Origin of the sequence: Pedobacter borealis DSM 19626, assembly GCF_000708285.2 — a bacterium.
Classification (GTDB): Bacteria; Bacteroidota; Bacteroidia; order Sphingobacteriales; family Sphingobacteriaceae; genus Pedobacter; species Pedobacter borealis.
Genome location: NZ_JAUG01000010.1, coordinates 62,803 through 77,089 on the forward strand (window position 1 = coordinate 62,803; position 14,287 = coordinate 77,089).

Consider the following 14,287-nt stretch of genomic DNA (forward strand, 5'->3'; position numbering starts at 1 on the left):
TTTTTGTTTAATTCGCCTTTTGATTACTAATTTAGCGGCAGCAGATACAACAAAACACGTGAAAAAAAACTTATTTATACTCATTGCCCTTTGTGGCGCAGCATTTTCGGCAAGCGCACAACAGAAAACCTACTTAGAATTATTGGCCAATCAACCTAAATGGGTCGATTCGGTTTTTAACAAACTTAACCGCAGAGCGCGTATTGCACAGATGTTCTTTGTTAGAGCACGTACCAATCTGGGTAAAAAATATACTGATTCGGTTGGTCAGGTAATTAAAAAAGAACAATTGGGTGGGGTTATCTTTTTTCAGGGAGGCCCTGGTCGGCAGGTTTTAGCCACAAACGCTTATCAAAAACTGAGTCGGGTGCCATTAATAGTGGCAAATGATGGTGAATGGGGCCTGGGCATGCGTTTGGATAGTACCATTTCTTATCCTTATCAAATGACTTTGGGTGCCATCCAAAACAAAGAATTATTGTATAAAATGGGCCTTGAAGTGGCTAAAGATTACAAGCGCATGGGGATGCAGATGAATTTAGCTCCTGACGCCGATATCAATAACAACCCCAAAAACCCAGTAATCAATTACCGTTCTTTCGGCGAAAATAAATATAACGTAGCCACTAAGGTTGCCGCTTATATGAAAGGTATGCAGGATGGTGGTTTATTAACTACGTTGAAACATTTCCCTGGTCATGGCGATACCGATGTAGATTCGCACTACGATTTACCACAGCTTACTTTCTCTGCTACACGTTTAGATACGTTGGAGATGTATCCGTTTAAAGAGCTGATTAAACAAGGCGCATCGGGGGTGATGATTGCCCACATGAACATCCCATCGTTAGATGCTACACCAAACCTACCTTCTACCTTATCTAAACCGATTGTTACGGGCATTTTGAAACAGAAATTAGGTTTTAAAGGTTTGATTATCTCTGACGCGATGGATATGAAAGGCGTGGTAAAATATTTTAAAGATGGTGAAGCTGATTTAATGGGTATCATTGCCGGAAATGATATTATTGAGCTATCTGAAAACAGCGACAGGGCCATTAAATTGGTACGTAAAGCCGTAAGGCAGGATCGTGTAAGTATGGCCGAAATAGACCAGAGTGTGCGTAAAATATTGACTGCAAAATACTGGGCAGGCCTGGCCAAACGCGATACGATTGTAACCCAAGGTGTTATTACAGGTGTAAACCGCAGTTCGAGCAATGCTTTGGTGCAAGAGCTGGCAAATGCATCGGTAACGCTGTTAAAAGGTAAAGATTATATCAAACGCCTCATCCCGATCAGAAGAACGGCCATTATCAGTATTGGTGTACCTTCGGTTACCACTTTCCAAAAAGAGGTTTCGAAGGGTTATTATAACTCTGTTTATTATGTACTGGATAAAGATGCCAGTGCTACTCAGATTTCCAACATCGCCCGCGAAATCGGCGCATTCGACCAGGTGATTGTAGGTATTCACGATAGTCGTGCAAGACCAGCCAATAATATCCCGCTAAATGCAGGTGTAAAGAATTTTATTAAAGAATTATCGGCAAAGGATGCTGTTTTTGCGCTCTTTGCAAATCCATATAATCTGGCTGGTTTATCGGGTTTAGAAAACAGTAAAGGTTTGGTTGTTGCCTATCAAAAAGAAGATTATATGCAAATTTCAGCTGCTGCTGTAATTAATAACAGATTGTTACCAACAGGTAAATTACCAGTAAGTATAGCTCCGTTTTATAAATTCGGCGACGGTATGTAGATTAACCACCAAACATAAAGAATTAATATTTGTCATTCTGAGCGCAGCGAAGAATCTTTTGCCACAGAGAAGTGGGCTGACGAAGCATCAAGGGTTTCTTATGAGTTAAACCTCGATGATGACCTAGATGAAGATGATTTAGACGATTAACAAGAAAGCCATCCCCATTTACATCAGGACGGCTTTCTTACTTTTTTAGGCTCCGGCTATTGTCGTTGGGCCTTAAACCTTACACCCTCTACCTTAAACCTCTAGTTGGCCTTCTGCTTATAAGTTTCGGGATTAACCGCAGTAGTTGTCCATCCCTTTAAAAAGGAAGTGATTTTCTTTACATCATGCCCGACTTTCTTTTTACCATTAGCGCCAATTTCTTCGGTTTCTAAGTAAGAAGAATTTTCGATGTGCAATACTTTGCCTTTACCATCCAGAATTAAAAATACCGGAAAACCAAAACGTTGAGGGTAGCCTAAGCTCGCTAAAACAGTTTCGTTTTTATTTTCAGGGCTGTAATTAACCAGAACGGTTTCAAAATTATCGTTAATGTATTTTTTTAGCGTTGCTGTGCTGTCAACCAGATTATGGAATGCGATACACCAGCTGCACCAATTACCACCAACCTGTAACAAAACATGTTTATTTTCTTTGCCTGCTTTTGCAACCGCAGCAGCAATTTCAGCTTTAGCATCTGCTTTGGGGTTATAGATATGAACACCTTCTTTTTTCGCCTGACTAAACGCCGCTGTCGAAATTAACGCGGCAGTTAATAAAATGATTAATTTTTTCATGATTTTCGATGAATAATAATAGCAAATGTAATAAAGTCTAGCATTACAATGGATTATTCGCGAATTCTTTACAGAACGGAAACAGTCCATAGTCCATAGTCCATAGTCCATAGAATGGAAAGGATTAAGAACGAAGTTTTAATCAAATATGAATTTTACATTATCCATCTCCAATTCTCCATCTTCATTTTACATATCTTTGTTTTCCAATGGATTTTTTAGACATACATACCCACAAAGTTGCCACCCAACCTGGGGTAACCAGCATTCAAAGTTTGTCGTTAACCAGCGATATCTTTTTGGCAATGCCTAAAACCAAGGCAATTTCTGTGGGGCTGCATCCCTGGTTTGCTAAAATTGATCACCTCGAACTACAGATGAAATATCTAAGTGTTGTGGCCAATCAAACAAATGTGAAACAGATTGGAGAGTGTGGCTTAGATCGGTTGAGGGGTGAAAACCTGGAAAATCAGACCATAATCTTAGAAAATCAGATCGAATTGGCAGAAAAAATTAATAAACCATTGATTTTACATTGTGTTAAATGCTTTTCAGAGTTAATTGCAATTAAAGAACGATTAAAAGTTAAAGTACCGATGATTATCCATGGTTTTAATAAAAATGAGCAGCTTGGCCAACAGCTAATGGACAAAGGTTTCCTTCTTTCCTTTGGAATAACTGCTTTAAAAGAAAATTCGGGCGCAGCTAAGCTGATTCAAAGTACCGATCAATTTTTCCTGGAAACTGATGATTCGGATATTTCAATTGAAGAAATTTACCAAGCCGCAGCCATTTTAAAAAAATGTAGCATTGATGCGCTTAAAGCTCGTATTTTTGCAGACTGGAATAAATTGATTTTAATATAAATTTTAACAAGCTGGGCGCAAAACTAATATTTTTAGTAAATTAGCATTAAATATCTCAACTCTAAAAATATTATATTTATTGGTTTCATTGCTTAAGTTTTTAGTAACAAAAAGACCACTATAATTTCTCTAAACTAAATGCAATTAAAAAAAGAGCTTTTAACGCAAATACAATCTATCATAGCCTCTGCAAAAGAACGAGCAATACGTTCTGTTGAGACTGAAAGAATGCTTATGTATTGGCAAATTGGTAAAGTAATTTTTGAAGAAGAACAAAAAGGCAAAGATAGGGCTGATTATGGGGAATACCTTATTAAATCTATATCCAATGAATTTCAACCAAAATTAGGGACAGGATTTTCGATTCGCCAATTAGAGCGAAATAGGCAATTTTATCGTGCTTTTCCAATTGCGTCTGCACTGCGGACGCAATTCAGTTGGACACATTACAAAATCTTGATGAGCATTGATAATCAAGATAAAAAAGATTTCTACATTGCCGAGACTGAAAAAAATAATTGGTCAGCAAGACAGTTAGAGCGGCAAGTAAATAGCCAATTATTATAGCAAGTAAATATCAACTTTATTTACCTACAGAGCAGCAATTAATGGATGAAATGAAAAAAGAAATTGAAAAAATAAAGAATTTATAGAATATATTATGTCTGATGTTAACTGGCTTTCGCGCTCTGCCCTCCTTGTTGGGAATGATGGAATAGATAAACTCCAATCGAAACATGTTTTGGTGATCGGTTTGGGCGGTGTAGGCTCTTTTGCTGCCGAATTTATCTGCCGTTCAGGCATTGGCGAAATGACCATTGTTGATGGTGATATAGTTGACCCGACCAACCGGAACAGGCAACTGCCTGCTTTGGCGACCAATCATGGTGTGAGCAAAGCCGAAATAATGCAAGAGCGTTTATTGGCCATTAATCCAGACCTAAAACTTCATGTGGTAAATACTTTTCTTACCCCTGAGAAATGCAGGGGAATTTTAGAATCTGGCTTTGATTACATTATGGATTGCATCGACAGTGTAATGCCAAAAATCACTTTGTTGGGAACTGCTCTTGAAAAGAATATCCCTATTGTTAGCTCAATGGGTGCTGGTGGCAAAATGGATCCTACCAGAATAAGGATCACATTGCTTCCTGATACTTATCAATGTGTTTTTGCCAGTTATGTGCGTAAAAGGTTGAACAAACTTGCAAATGCCAGCAAAATAAAGGCTGTTTTCTCAACAGAAGAAATGGACAAAAACTCGATGATCATGACTGATGGGAGTAATTTCAAGCGCTCCGCTTATGGCACAGTTTCTTACCTGCCTGCAGCATTTGGCGGTGCCTGCGCCTCGGTTGTAATCCGCGATCTGCTTGGCCTGCCAATCGAAATGGCCGAACGCCCTGCAAGGATCAGCCATAAGACACTGAATAAAAGGAAAAGTAAAAAATCCTAATAGAGGTAGAATTGTTGATATCATGATTTCGGGAAAATTTTAAATTGTTGTAAGTTAGGATAAAATAAGAATGAGTCTATAGTAACCACCCCGCCCTGTGAGCACCCCTCCATAGGAGGGGAATAAAACCCAAAGCAAAAAATGCAAAGGAAAATTAACCCCCATGCCGGTTTAGGCACCCAGAATTCCCCTCTCCTAGAGGGGTGTCCGAAGGACGGGGTGTTAAAAACCACTTTACAAAAAGATATAGTAATTAACGGAACAACACTAAAGTTAACACCAATAGCCGACCTACCTTATCAATCTCGACTAAAAGAAAGAGCCAAAGCACTCCGCCAGGCAGGCAATTTACCAGAAGTATTGTTCTGGATGCGGATAACAAAAAAACGTTTTCATAAAATAGATTTTGATAGGCAGCGTATAATCGGAAATTATATCGTTGATTTCTACGTCAAAAAACTTGGCTTAGTAATCGAAATAGATGGCTGCAGTCATGATGACAAAAAGGCTTATGATAAACTAAGAGAAGATTATTTAATCTCACTGGGATTAAAAGTATATAGGATTACTGTTAATGATGTGATGAGAAACATGGATTTTGTTATCATAGGATTAGAAGAATATATTATTGCAGAATACGGAACTCAATCAATTTAGATATTTAGTTAAAGAAATAATTAAACCACCCCGGAAATAATTAAACCACCCCGCCCTACGGGCACCCCTCCAAAGGAGGGGAATTAAGAAAACAATATGCCCCAGCCCCTCAAAATTCTTCAGGCCTCCGCAGGTTCTGGTAAAACATTCAGTCTTACCGCTCATTACCTTACGCTGCTTTTTAGCGGAGAGAACAAATACCGCGAAATTTTAGCGGTAACCTTTACCAATAAGGCTACAGAGGAAATGAAAACCAGGATTCTGGAGGTATTGTTAGGATTGGCAAAGGGCAATCCATCGAAAAAAATCGAAGACTATCGGAAACTCATTTTACTCGCCTATCCGATATTAAGTCCGCAGGAATTACAGTTTAAAGCAGATAAGATTTATCGGAAAATTTTGCACGATTACAGCCGTTTTTCGGTAAGTACGATTGATGGTTTTGTACAAAAAGTAATCCGTGGTTTTGCTTTCGAGTTGGGACTAAATGCCGATTATAATTTAGAAATGAATTATGACAAGGTGAAGGATGACCTCGTAAACAAACTAGATGAAGCTTTAGACCATAATAAACAGCTCTTACAATGGATCATCGATCTGGCTATCGAACGCATCAGCGACAATAAAAGCTGGAACTATAAATTCGAACTTTATAATTTAATTGGAGAAATATTTTCTGAACGTTTCCAGATTTTTGAAGACGCGGTAAGTACGCTTGGTTTAGAAAACATCGACGAATTATTTAAAAAATACATTAGTGTTACCAAGGCAGAAATCAAGAACTTTGAAGAGGAACTGGTTTCTCTGGCAACCGAAGCGAATGAAGCCCTGAATGTAATTGGTGTAGAAACCGAACACCTGAAAGGGAAATCGCGTAGCCCGCTTGCTAAAATTATCCTGGTAGCCAGAGGCGATTTTTCTAAGATTGAGCCACTTTTCAATTTAATCGATGAACCAGATGAGTGGTTTCAAAAAAATGCAAATTTTCCGGAGGCTTACGATACGGTAAATCCGATCCTCCAGAAATTAAAAACGCATTATTTAGCGCATTTACCAAATTACAGTCTGGCCATCGCTTTTAATAAAAACCTTTACTATTTAAGGTTGATGCAGGAAATTGCCGTACTATTGAAAGAGTACAGGGCTGAAAATGACAATCTGCTCATTAGCGATGCACAAAAACTGATCTCCGGAATTACCGAAGATGCAGGCGATAACCCTTCTTTTATCTGGGAAAAAGTTGGCAACCGCTACCGTAATTTCTTATTCGATGAATTTCAGGATACCTCTACCAGCCAATGGGGAAGTTTTAAATCGCTCTTAACAAATGCGATGGCCACACCTAGTCAGGATCTGATCGATCACCTGATTGTTGGCGATACCAAACAATCTATTTACCGCTGGCGCAATGGCGACTGGAACATCCTGCATAAATACGCCAAGTTAGACGTTGGTGCAGAAAATGTATTGGAGGAAAGTTTGGAAGAAAATTATAGAAGTGCCGAGAACATCATCACTTTTAACAATTTCCTTTACAAAGCTATCCCTTTAACCCTGCAGAACGAACTGAACGAAAATCTGGCAACCAAACCTGAAAGCATCTCTAAATGGTGGCAGGAACAACATTACCAGCAGATTATTACCGATATTTATAGTGGCTCAACCCAGAACTTTGCCACCAATACCTTAAAAGGCGGAACCATCAAAATTAAAAAGTTCGGCAAAGATCATGCACCTAATGAAGCGCGTTTTACCGAAACCGTTTTCAGGGACATTGCTTTAGACGATATTGTTGAAGAAATAAACCACCTCAAAAACCAGCAGCAGTATGCCCTAAAGGATATTGCCATTTTGGTTCGTTCGAATAGTGAAGCCTTACTGACGGTTAAAAAATTAATGGGGCATAACTTACCGGTTTTATCGGGCGATGCTTTATTGATTTCGAACAACTCGGCTATACAGCTCATCATCAATACCTTGAAAGTGCTCATCGGTTTAGAATCGCAAACAGCATTATATAAAGCCAATTGTATTGCGTTATATCATTCCTTGCACGAGAAAGAGATCAATGCCAATTATTATTTAAACCTTAACAATAAGCCTTTAAACACACTTACTGAAGTTTTACCCGTAGCGTTGTGCGAGAACTGGCAAAGCTGGTTACAGCTTCCTCTGCCTGAGCTGGTTGAGATTTTAATTGAAAGCTATGGGCTAAAAAACCTAACTGCCAATTTACCCTATTTGTTGGCTTTTAGAGATCTCACCGCTTCTGCCGGCAAGCTTGGCGAAAAAGGTATAATTTCCTTTTTAACCTGGTGGGAAGAAGATGGTATCAAAAAATCACTACCCTCGCCAGAAGGCGCAGATGCCATACAGATCATCACCATACATAAATCTAAAGGACTGGCCTTTAGGGCTGTTTTCGTGCCATTTTGCAACTGGGAAATTAAAGGAAAACCAAATGGTACGTTTTGGGTATCTTCTGAAGAAACGGTTTACAAGGAACTTAAAGGGATTCCTTTAAAATACAATGAAGCCCTGGCCGATTCGGCCATTGCAAAGGCATATTATGAAGAGTTGCTTTATAATAATATGGATGCATTGAATATGCTTTATGTGGCTACCACACGTTCAAAAGATTATTTGTACATCGCCACGATGGCAAAAAAAGAGCTAAAATTGTCCAATATGGGCGATGTAATTAATTTTACTTTCGATGAGCAGTTTGATGAAAACGGAGTATACGAAATCGTAGATAATGTCTCGGTCGAAAGTAAATCAGAGGATTCGAATTTTATCAATTTAAATAGTTATCCAACCACAACCCGCTTATCAGAGTTATATATCCCTTCAGAAGACAAACATTTAAAGCATTTGGTCAATATTGAAAAATCAGGAAGAAAAGGTTCGTTGTTACATGATATCCTGGCCAGTGCAAGTACTTCAAAAGAGGTAAACGATTATACAAGCAATCTGGTTTTGCAAGGCATTATCAAGGAAGAAGAAAAGCAGAAATTAATCGATTCGGCACTTGAAGTATTAAACAACCCCGAACTTAAGGCCATTTTGGATAAAGCGAGCGAAAGTATCGTAGAAAAAAATATTATTGATGCCCATGGTAAGCTTCATCGCCCCGATCGGGTTTTGATCAACGCTGATGAGGTAATTATTCTGGATTATAAATTTACCTTGGAAGAAAGCGACAAACACATCGAGCAGGTAAATAGTTACAGAATATTACTTACTGAAATGGGTTATCAAAATATCAGAACCTATCTTTTCTATGCAGTTAAAGGCAAGTTGAAATTAGTATAATATGCAGATGAAACCATTTTTACAGGAAGTTGCCGAAGATTTAGTTACCAGATTTGGAAATCAGCTTGAAAACTGTGCCATTGTTTTTAACAATAAACGGCCATCGGCCTATTTGCAGAAACACTTCGCAGATATTATCGGCAAGCCATTTTTCAGTCCATCTTTTTTTACCATCCAAGAATTTTTCGCCAGTTCTACCAGTTATAAAATAGCCGATTTTTACCTCCAGTTTTTTACTTTACACCGTATTTATAACCAACTGCTTGCCGAAGAGCAACTGGAAAGCATTTCGAGCCATAAGTTTTTTCCACTGGCCAAGATCATCTTAAGCGATTTTAACCAGATTGATGCCGACCTGGTTGATGCAGAGAAACTATACCGCGATCTGGAAGATATTTCAGTCATCAATAAAGATTTCGATTATTTAAGTCCAGAGCAGTACGAGTTTCTTTCCCAGTTCTGGACATCCTATTCGGAAGGAAAACACAAAAAACAACAGGAACTGTTCATCAGGATGTGGCGCAGGATGCCCAAGCTTTACCATAAATTCCATTCAACGCTTAAAGAACAGGGATATTTAACCAATGGCTCTGTTTATCGCCACCTTGCCGATGACATTACCAATCACCAGCAGTTTATTTCGAATTTTGATAAGGGCAAGATCATTTTTGTAGGTTTTAATGCTTTGAGTAGCGCCGAGGCTAAAATATTTACCCAGCTACAAGAAGCCGACAAAGCATTGTTTTATTTTGATGCTGATACTTATTATTTAGATGATATATCGCAGGAAGCCGGTTTGTTCTTACGCAAAAACATGAACCAACTGGGTTTAAAAAATGTATTTGCAGATCATGAAAGTTTAATGAAATCTGCAGAACACCATGTGAAGGTTTTCAAGGTTCAGGGGCAATCGGCACAGGCCAAAATCCTGAATAATATTTTAGAAGAAGATTATACAGCTACTGAAACTATTGGCAAAACAGTAGTGGTTTTGGCAGATGAGAGCCTGTTGATTCCCACGCTGCAAACGATTCCAACTAACCTGAACGGAAAAGAAATAGAGCTCAACGTAACCATGGGTTTTGCTTTATCAACCTCAAGTATTTTTGGGTTGGTCGATTTATGGCTGGGGAGTCAGTTGGAGGTTTTACAGCGGGATAAAGTAAGCTACAAAAATGTAGAAGCTTTTTTAACCCATCCCTTAACAGGCCTTACCCAAAAAATGCGCGATAAAATTTTAACCGCATTGTTGGAAGAAAACCAGGTGGAGATCGATCATAAAAGGTTATTACGCCAAAGTGGGCTGTTTGAAACTTTTTATAAAAAAATCGATGATCCGCAGCATGTAGTAACCAATTTACTCGATGTATTGGATTATGTGTTAACAAGATTATCGAATGCGAAAACATTAAAAAAAATCGATGCAGAACTGTTTGTAAAAACCATACAGGAGTTAAACCGTTTGCATGATACCTTTAGCAACCACATCGGTAAAGAGGAAATCCCTTTTGTAATTTACCTCGTTCAAAAGTCGCTGCAGGCCATTGCCGTACCGCTTTCAGGCGATCCGCTGAACGGGATACAAGTAATGGGATTACTCGAAACCCGAAACTTAAATTTCGATAAAGTGATAATTTTAGGCTTCAACGAAGGTATTATTCCAAAATCATCCATTGGTAATAGTTTTATTCCCGATTCTATACGTCGTGTTTACGGCCTTCCGGTTCTTGAAAATCTTGATGCCATTTCCTCCTACATGGTGTACCGTCTATTACAGAGAGCAAAGAATATCAATTTTGTCTATAATAGCTTAACCGACGAATCTACTTCAGGCGAAGCCAGCAGAATCTTAAAGCAGCTCGAGTACGAAAGCGGTTTCGATTTTACCTATAATGAGCTTAATCTGGAAGTAAAAACCGAGCCTTTTAAGGAAGTAAAGATCGAAAAAACCAATAATGCCTTTATCCAGGAAACACTTCAGAAATACCTCGATAAAAAGAAGGTGCTTTCGCCATCGGCACTTACCCAATACATCTCCAACCCGATAGACTTCTTTTTCAATTACATTGCAGGCATTAAAGAGCCTAAAGAGATCAGCGCAGTGGTAGAAGCAAACGAAATCGGCTCGATTTTACACAAAGTGATGGAGTATTTTTACGAGGATTTAAGGTCGGCTGAAATTACTGCAGAGCGGATTAAAGAAAAGCGGAAACAGATTCCCACGCTGATACAAAAAGGTTTTAATGCTGTGATGTTTAAAAATCCCGATACAGTGATGGAATATAGGGGTATGCAAAAGGTAATTTTATCGATTGTGGATGCCTATGTAAACATCATTTTAAATCAGGATGAAGCACAAACGCCATTTACAATCATTAGCCTAGAGCAAAAAGTAGAAGCCGAAATCAGTTTCCCGCTTAAAGGAAGAGAAGCCAGCGTTAAAATATTTGGTTTCATAGACCGTGTTGATGTAAAAGATGGGGTGACAAAAATTATCGACTACAAAACCGGTAGCGATAAGTTGACTTTCAAAGACATTCCAGAATTATTCAATTCTGATGGCAAACATATCAACAAAGCTTTAATCCAAACTTTATTGTACACCTATGCTTATGAACAATTCTCGGGCAGAACTTTTGTAGAGCCCAACCTGTATGTAGTAAAAACAATGAGCGTAGATGGCGTTTGGTTTAAGTCAGGAAGGCAAAACCTATCTGGAGCTTATTTGGAAGAAATTAAACCGGAGTTTCTTGCCGAGTTAAGAAAAAAGTTAACCGAACTTTTCGAAGCACCTTATTTCGTTGCCAGCGCCATTGAGGATAATTACAAATATTCTATTTATAAAACGCTGTTTGGGAAGTAAATTTAGTTGCAATTGGCTGAAGCCAATTGCAATGAATAGCAAAGTTGCTTAACACACCATGCGACTGCAGACTGCATTTCCTCGCAGTCCGCTTCAGCGGACTGAATTAGTGATATAATTAAAGGCTTTAGCCAAAAAAATGAGTTTAATGAATTAGCGAAACCCAAAAATTTCATATATTAGACTAATCAAACCATCAATTATGTCGTATGTAAGAATTTGGGTTCACCTAGTGTTCTCAACCAAAAACCGGCATCCCTATTTAACAAAAAACATCCGCTATAAAGTTCAAAAGCACATTATGGAAAATTGTAGAGAAAAATCTATTTTTCTACAGGCAATTAATGGATATACCGAACATATGCACTGTCTAATATCTCTAGGAAGAGAACAAACAATTGCAAAAGTAGCTCAGCTCATAAAAGGTGAATCATCATTTTGGATCAATAAAAATATGCTAACAGACATACCTTTTATGTGGCAAGATGACTATTTTGCCGTATCCGTTAGTGAATCTGGTTTGCAAGCAGTTACCAATTATATTAAAAATCAAGAAATTCATCATACCAAAAAATCTTTTGAATCTGAAGTCAAAGAATTTGCAGACAAGTATGGATTTATCTTAGAAAAAGAAGATCTTTAAAAATGCTAACCTTAAATTTCACAAAATTCCCCATACTCGAAACTGAACGTTTAATTCTCCGCGAACACGATCTTGCTGATGCCGAAGCGCTTTTTGCCATGCGTACCAATGAAACGGTAATGAAATATATTGACAGAGAAAGGCCCAAAGATATTTTTGAGATCAAAGATTTTATCTCACGTTTTAGAAATGGTTACGAAAATGGCGATAACCTGGCTTGGGTAATTGCCTTAAAAGAAAACCCTGAACAAATGATCGGATCTGTAGGTTATTGGCGCACTGATTTTGCTAACCACAGGGCTGAAATTGGTTACATGCTCCATCCCGATTATTGGAGAAAAGGAATTATTTCAGAAGCATTAAAGAGATCAATTGCATTTGGCTTTGAAGAGGTTAATCTACACACCATCAGCGCCAACATTAATGTCGAAAACGATGCCTCAAGGCAAATACTTATTAAACACGGATTTGTAAAAGAAGCACATTTTAAACAAGATTATTATTTTAGGGGCCAGTTTCTCGATAGCGAAATTTATGGTTTATTGAACCCAAATCATTAAATCATGGTAAAAAATGAGGCTTTTAATAAAAAGGGGCGTCATCTCGACCGGAGCATTCATTTTGAAGAAGATATTTCGGAAAAAGCATGAGCTTTGATACAATAAGCTAATCAAAAACACAATTGCCCAATATTATTTCTTCTTTTAGCAGATAAACAAAAAATACCGCCTCAAAAAGCCTGAATAATTAGGCAGATTGCCTATAATTATTACAAAACATACGCATTTTAGCCTTTGGTTTCAAAGCGATTAATAATTATATTTGCCACCGTTATTAAAATTTACAATGAGAGAAATCCAATTTAGAGAAGCACTACGCGAAGCCATGAGCGAAGAAATGCGTAAAGATGACCGCGTTTTTTTATTAGGTGAAGAAGTAGCAGAATATAACGGTGCGTACAAAGTAAGTCAGGGTATGCTTGACGAATTTGGTGCGAAACGCATTATCGATACCCCGATTGCCGAACTAGGTTTCGCAGGTATTGCAACTGGTGCAGCAACAGCAGGCCTTATTCCAATTGTGGAATTTATGACTTTTAACTTCTCATTAGTAGCTATCGATCAGATTATCAACGGTGCTGCTAAAATTTTATCAATGAGCGGTGGTCAGTTCTCATGCCCTATGGTTTTTCGTGGCCCAACAGGTAACGCAGGTCAATTAGGTGCACAACACTCTCAAAACTTCGAAAACTGGTTTGCAAATACACCAGGATTAAAAGTGGTAGTTCCAGCTACTCCTTACGATGCAAAAGGATTATTAAAGCAATCAATTATAGATCAGGATCCGGTTATTTTCATGGAGTCTGAAGTAATGTACGGCGATAAAGGCGATGTTCCTGCAGAAGAGTACTATATCGAATTAGGAAAAGCAAATGTAACCAAACAAGGTACCGATGTAACCATCGTAACCTTCGGTAAAATGTTAACCCGCGTTGTAAACCCGGCGGTAGAAGAATTAACTAAAGAAGGAATCAATGTTGAAGTGATCGATTTACGTACTGTACGTCCTATCGATTATGATACCATTATCGCTTCTGTTAAGAAAACAAACCGTTTGGTTGTTGTAGAAGAGGCATGGCCTTTGGCATCTCTTTCTGGAGAGATTGCTTTCATGGTACAAAAACATGCATTCGATTATTTAGATGCACCGGTTTTACGTATCACCTGTGCCGACGTTCCGCTTCCATACTCCCCAACTTTAATCGCAGCAAGCTTACCAAATGCTGAACGTGTGGTTAAAGCGGTAAAAGAAGTAATGTACGTTAAAAAATAAAATTGTCAGTCTGAGCATAGTCGAAGACCAAAACATATAAATCCTCCAAAGAAATTTGGGGGATTTTTTTATTTCCCCTCTCTCAGAGGGGTGTCCGCAGGACGGGGTGT

The 14,287-nt window shown here is 38.3% G+C and carries 11 protein-coding genes; 10 read left to right on the forward strand and 1 reads right to left on the reverse strand.

The window, feature by feature from the left end:
• Nucleotides 1-58: 58 nt before the first annotated feature.
• Nucleotides 59-1,759, forward strand: coding sequence for a glycoside hydrolase family 3 protein (locus AW17_RS04910; protein ID WP_029275007.1), 1,701 nt, complete (start codon nucleotides 59-61; stop codon nucleotides 1,757-1,759).
• Nucleotides 1,760-2,010: 251 nt separating this feature from the next.
• Here the strand turns inward: AW17_RS04910 and AW17_RS04915 are convergent, their stop codons facing one another.
• Complete coding sequence (locus AW17_RS04915; RefSeq protein WP_029275008.1) at nucleotides 2,011-2,544, reverse strand: thioredoxin family protein; 534 nt, start codon at nucleotides 2,542-2,544, stop codon at nucleotides 2,011-2,013.
• Nucleotides 2,545-2,753: 209 nt separating this feature from the next.
• On the opposite strand from AW17_RS04915, the gene AW17_RS04920 reads away from it, so the two are divergent.
• From AW17_RS04920 to AW17_RS04960, 9 genes are all read left to right on the forward strand, one after another.
• A complete protein-coding gene (locus tag AW17_RS04920) occupies nucleotides 2,754-3,410 on the forward strand; it encodes a TatD family hydrolase (protein WP_029275009.1) in 657 nt (218 codons plus the stop codon).
• Between the two features lie 138 nt (nucleotides 3,411-3,548).
• Complete coding sequence (locus AW17_RS04925) at nucleotides 3,549-3,977, forward strand: DUF1016 N-terminal domain-containing protein (RefSeq protein WP_029275010.1); 429 nt, start codon at nucleotides 3,549-3,551, stop codon at nucleotides 3,975-3,977.
• Nucleotides 3,978-4,071: 94 nt separating this feature from the next.
• Nucleotides 4,072-4,866 carry a tRNA threonylcarbamoyladenosine dehydratase gene (locus AW17_RS04930; protein WP_029275011.1) on the forward strand — a complete coding sequence of 265 codons (795 nt, stop codon included), beginning with the start codon at nucleotides 4,072-4,074 and terminating at the stop codon, nucleotides 4,864-4,866.
• A gap of 141 nt (nucleotides 4,867-5,007) precedes the next feature.
• Nucleotides 5,008-5,523: an endonuclease domain-containing protein gene (locus tag AW17_RS04935; RefSeq protein ID WP_083488631.1), complete on the forward strand. Its 516-nt coding sequence runs from the start codon at nucleotides 5,008-5,010 to the stop codon at nucleotides 5,521-5,523.
• A gap of 96 nt (nucleotides 5,524-5,619) precedes the next feature.
• Nucleotides 5,620-8,838 carry a UvrD-helicase domain-containing protein gene (locus tag AW17_RS04940; protein WP_029275013.1) on the forward strand — a complete coding sequence of 1,073 codons (3,219 nt, stop codon included), beginning with the start codon at nucleotides 5,620-5,622 and terminating at the stop codon, nucleotides 8,836-8,838.
• A 7-nt stretch (nucleotides 8,839-8,845) separates the two neighbouring features.
• Entirely contained in the window at nucleotides 8,846-11,701 is a 2,856-nt protein-coding gene (locus AW17_RS04945; RefSeq protein WP_029275014.1) for a PD-(D/E)XK nuclease family protein, read from the forward strand.
• A 202-nt stretch (nucleotides 11,702-11,903) separates the two neighbouring features.
• Nucleotides 11,904-12,344: an IS200/IS605 family transposase gene (tnpA, locus tag AW17_RS04950; protein WP_029275015.1), complete on the forward strand. Its 441-nt coding sequence runs from the start codon at nucleotides 11,904-11,906 to the stop codon at nucleotides 12,342-12,344.
• Nucleotides 12,345-12,346: 2 nt separating this feature from the next.
• Nucleotides 12,347-12,904: a GNAT family N-acetyltransferase gene (locus tag AW17_RS04955; protein WP_029275016.1), complete on the forward strand. Its 558-nt coding sequence runs from the start codon at nucleotides 12,347-12,349 to the stop codon at nucleotides 12,902-12,904.
• A gap of 286 nt (nucleotides 12,905-13,190) precedes the next feature.
• Complete coding sequence (locus AW17_RS04960; RefSeq protein ID WP_029275017.1) at nucleotides 13,191-14,177, forward strand: pyruvate dehydrogenase complex E1 component subunit beta; 987 nt, start codon at nucleotides 13,191-13,193, stop codon at nucleotides 14,175-14,177.
• The last annotated feature ends 110 nt before the right edge of the window (nucleotides 14,178-14,287 follow it).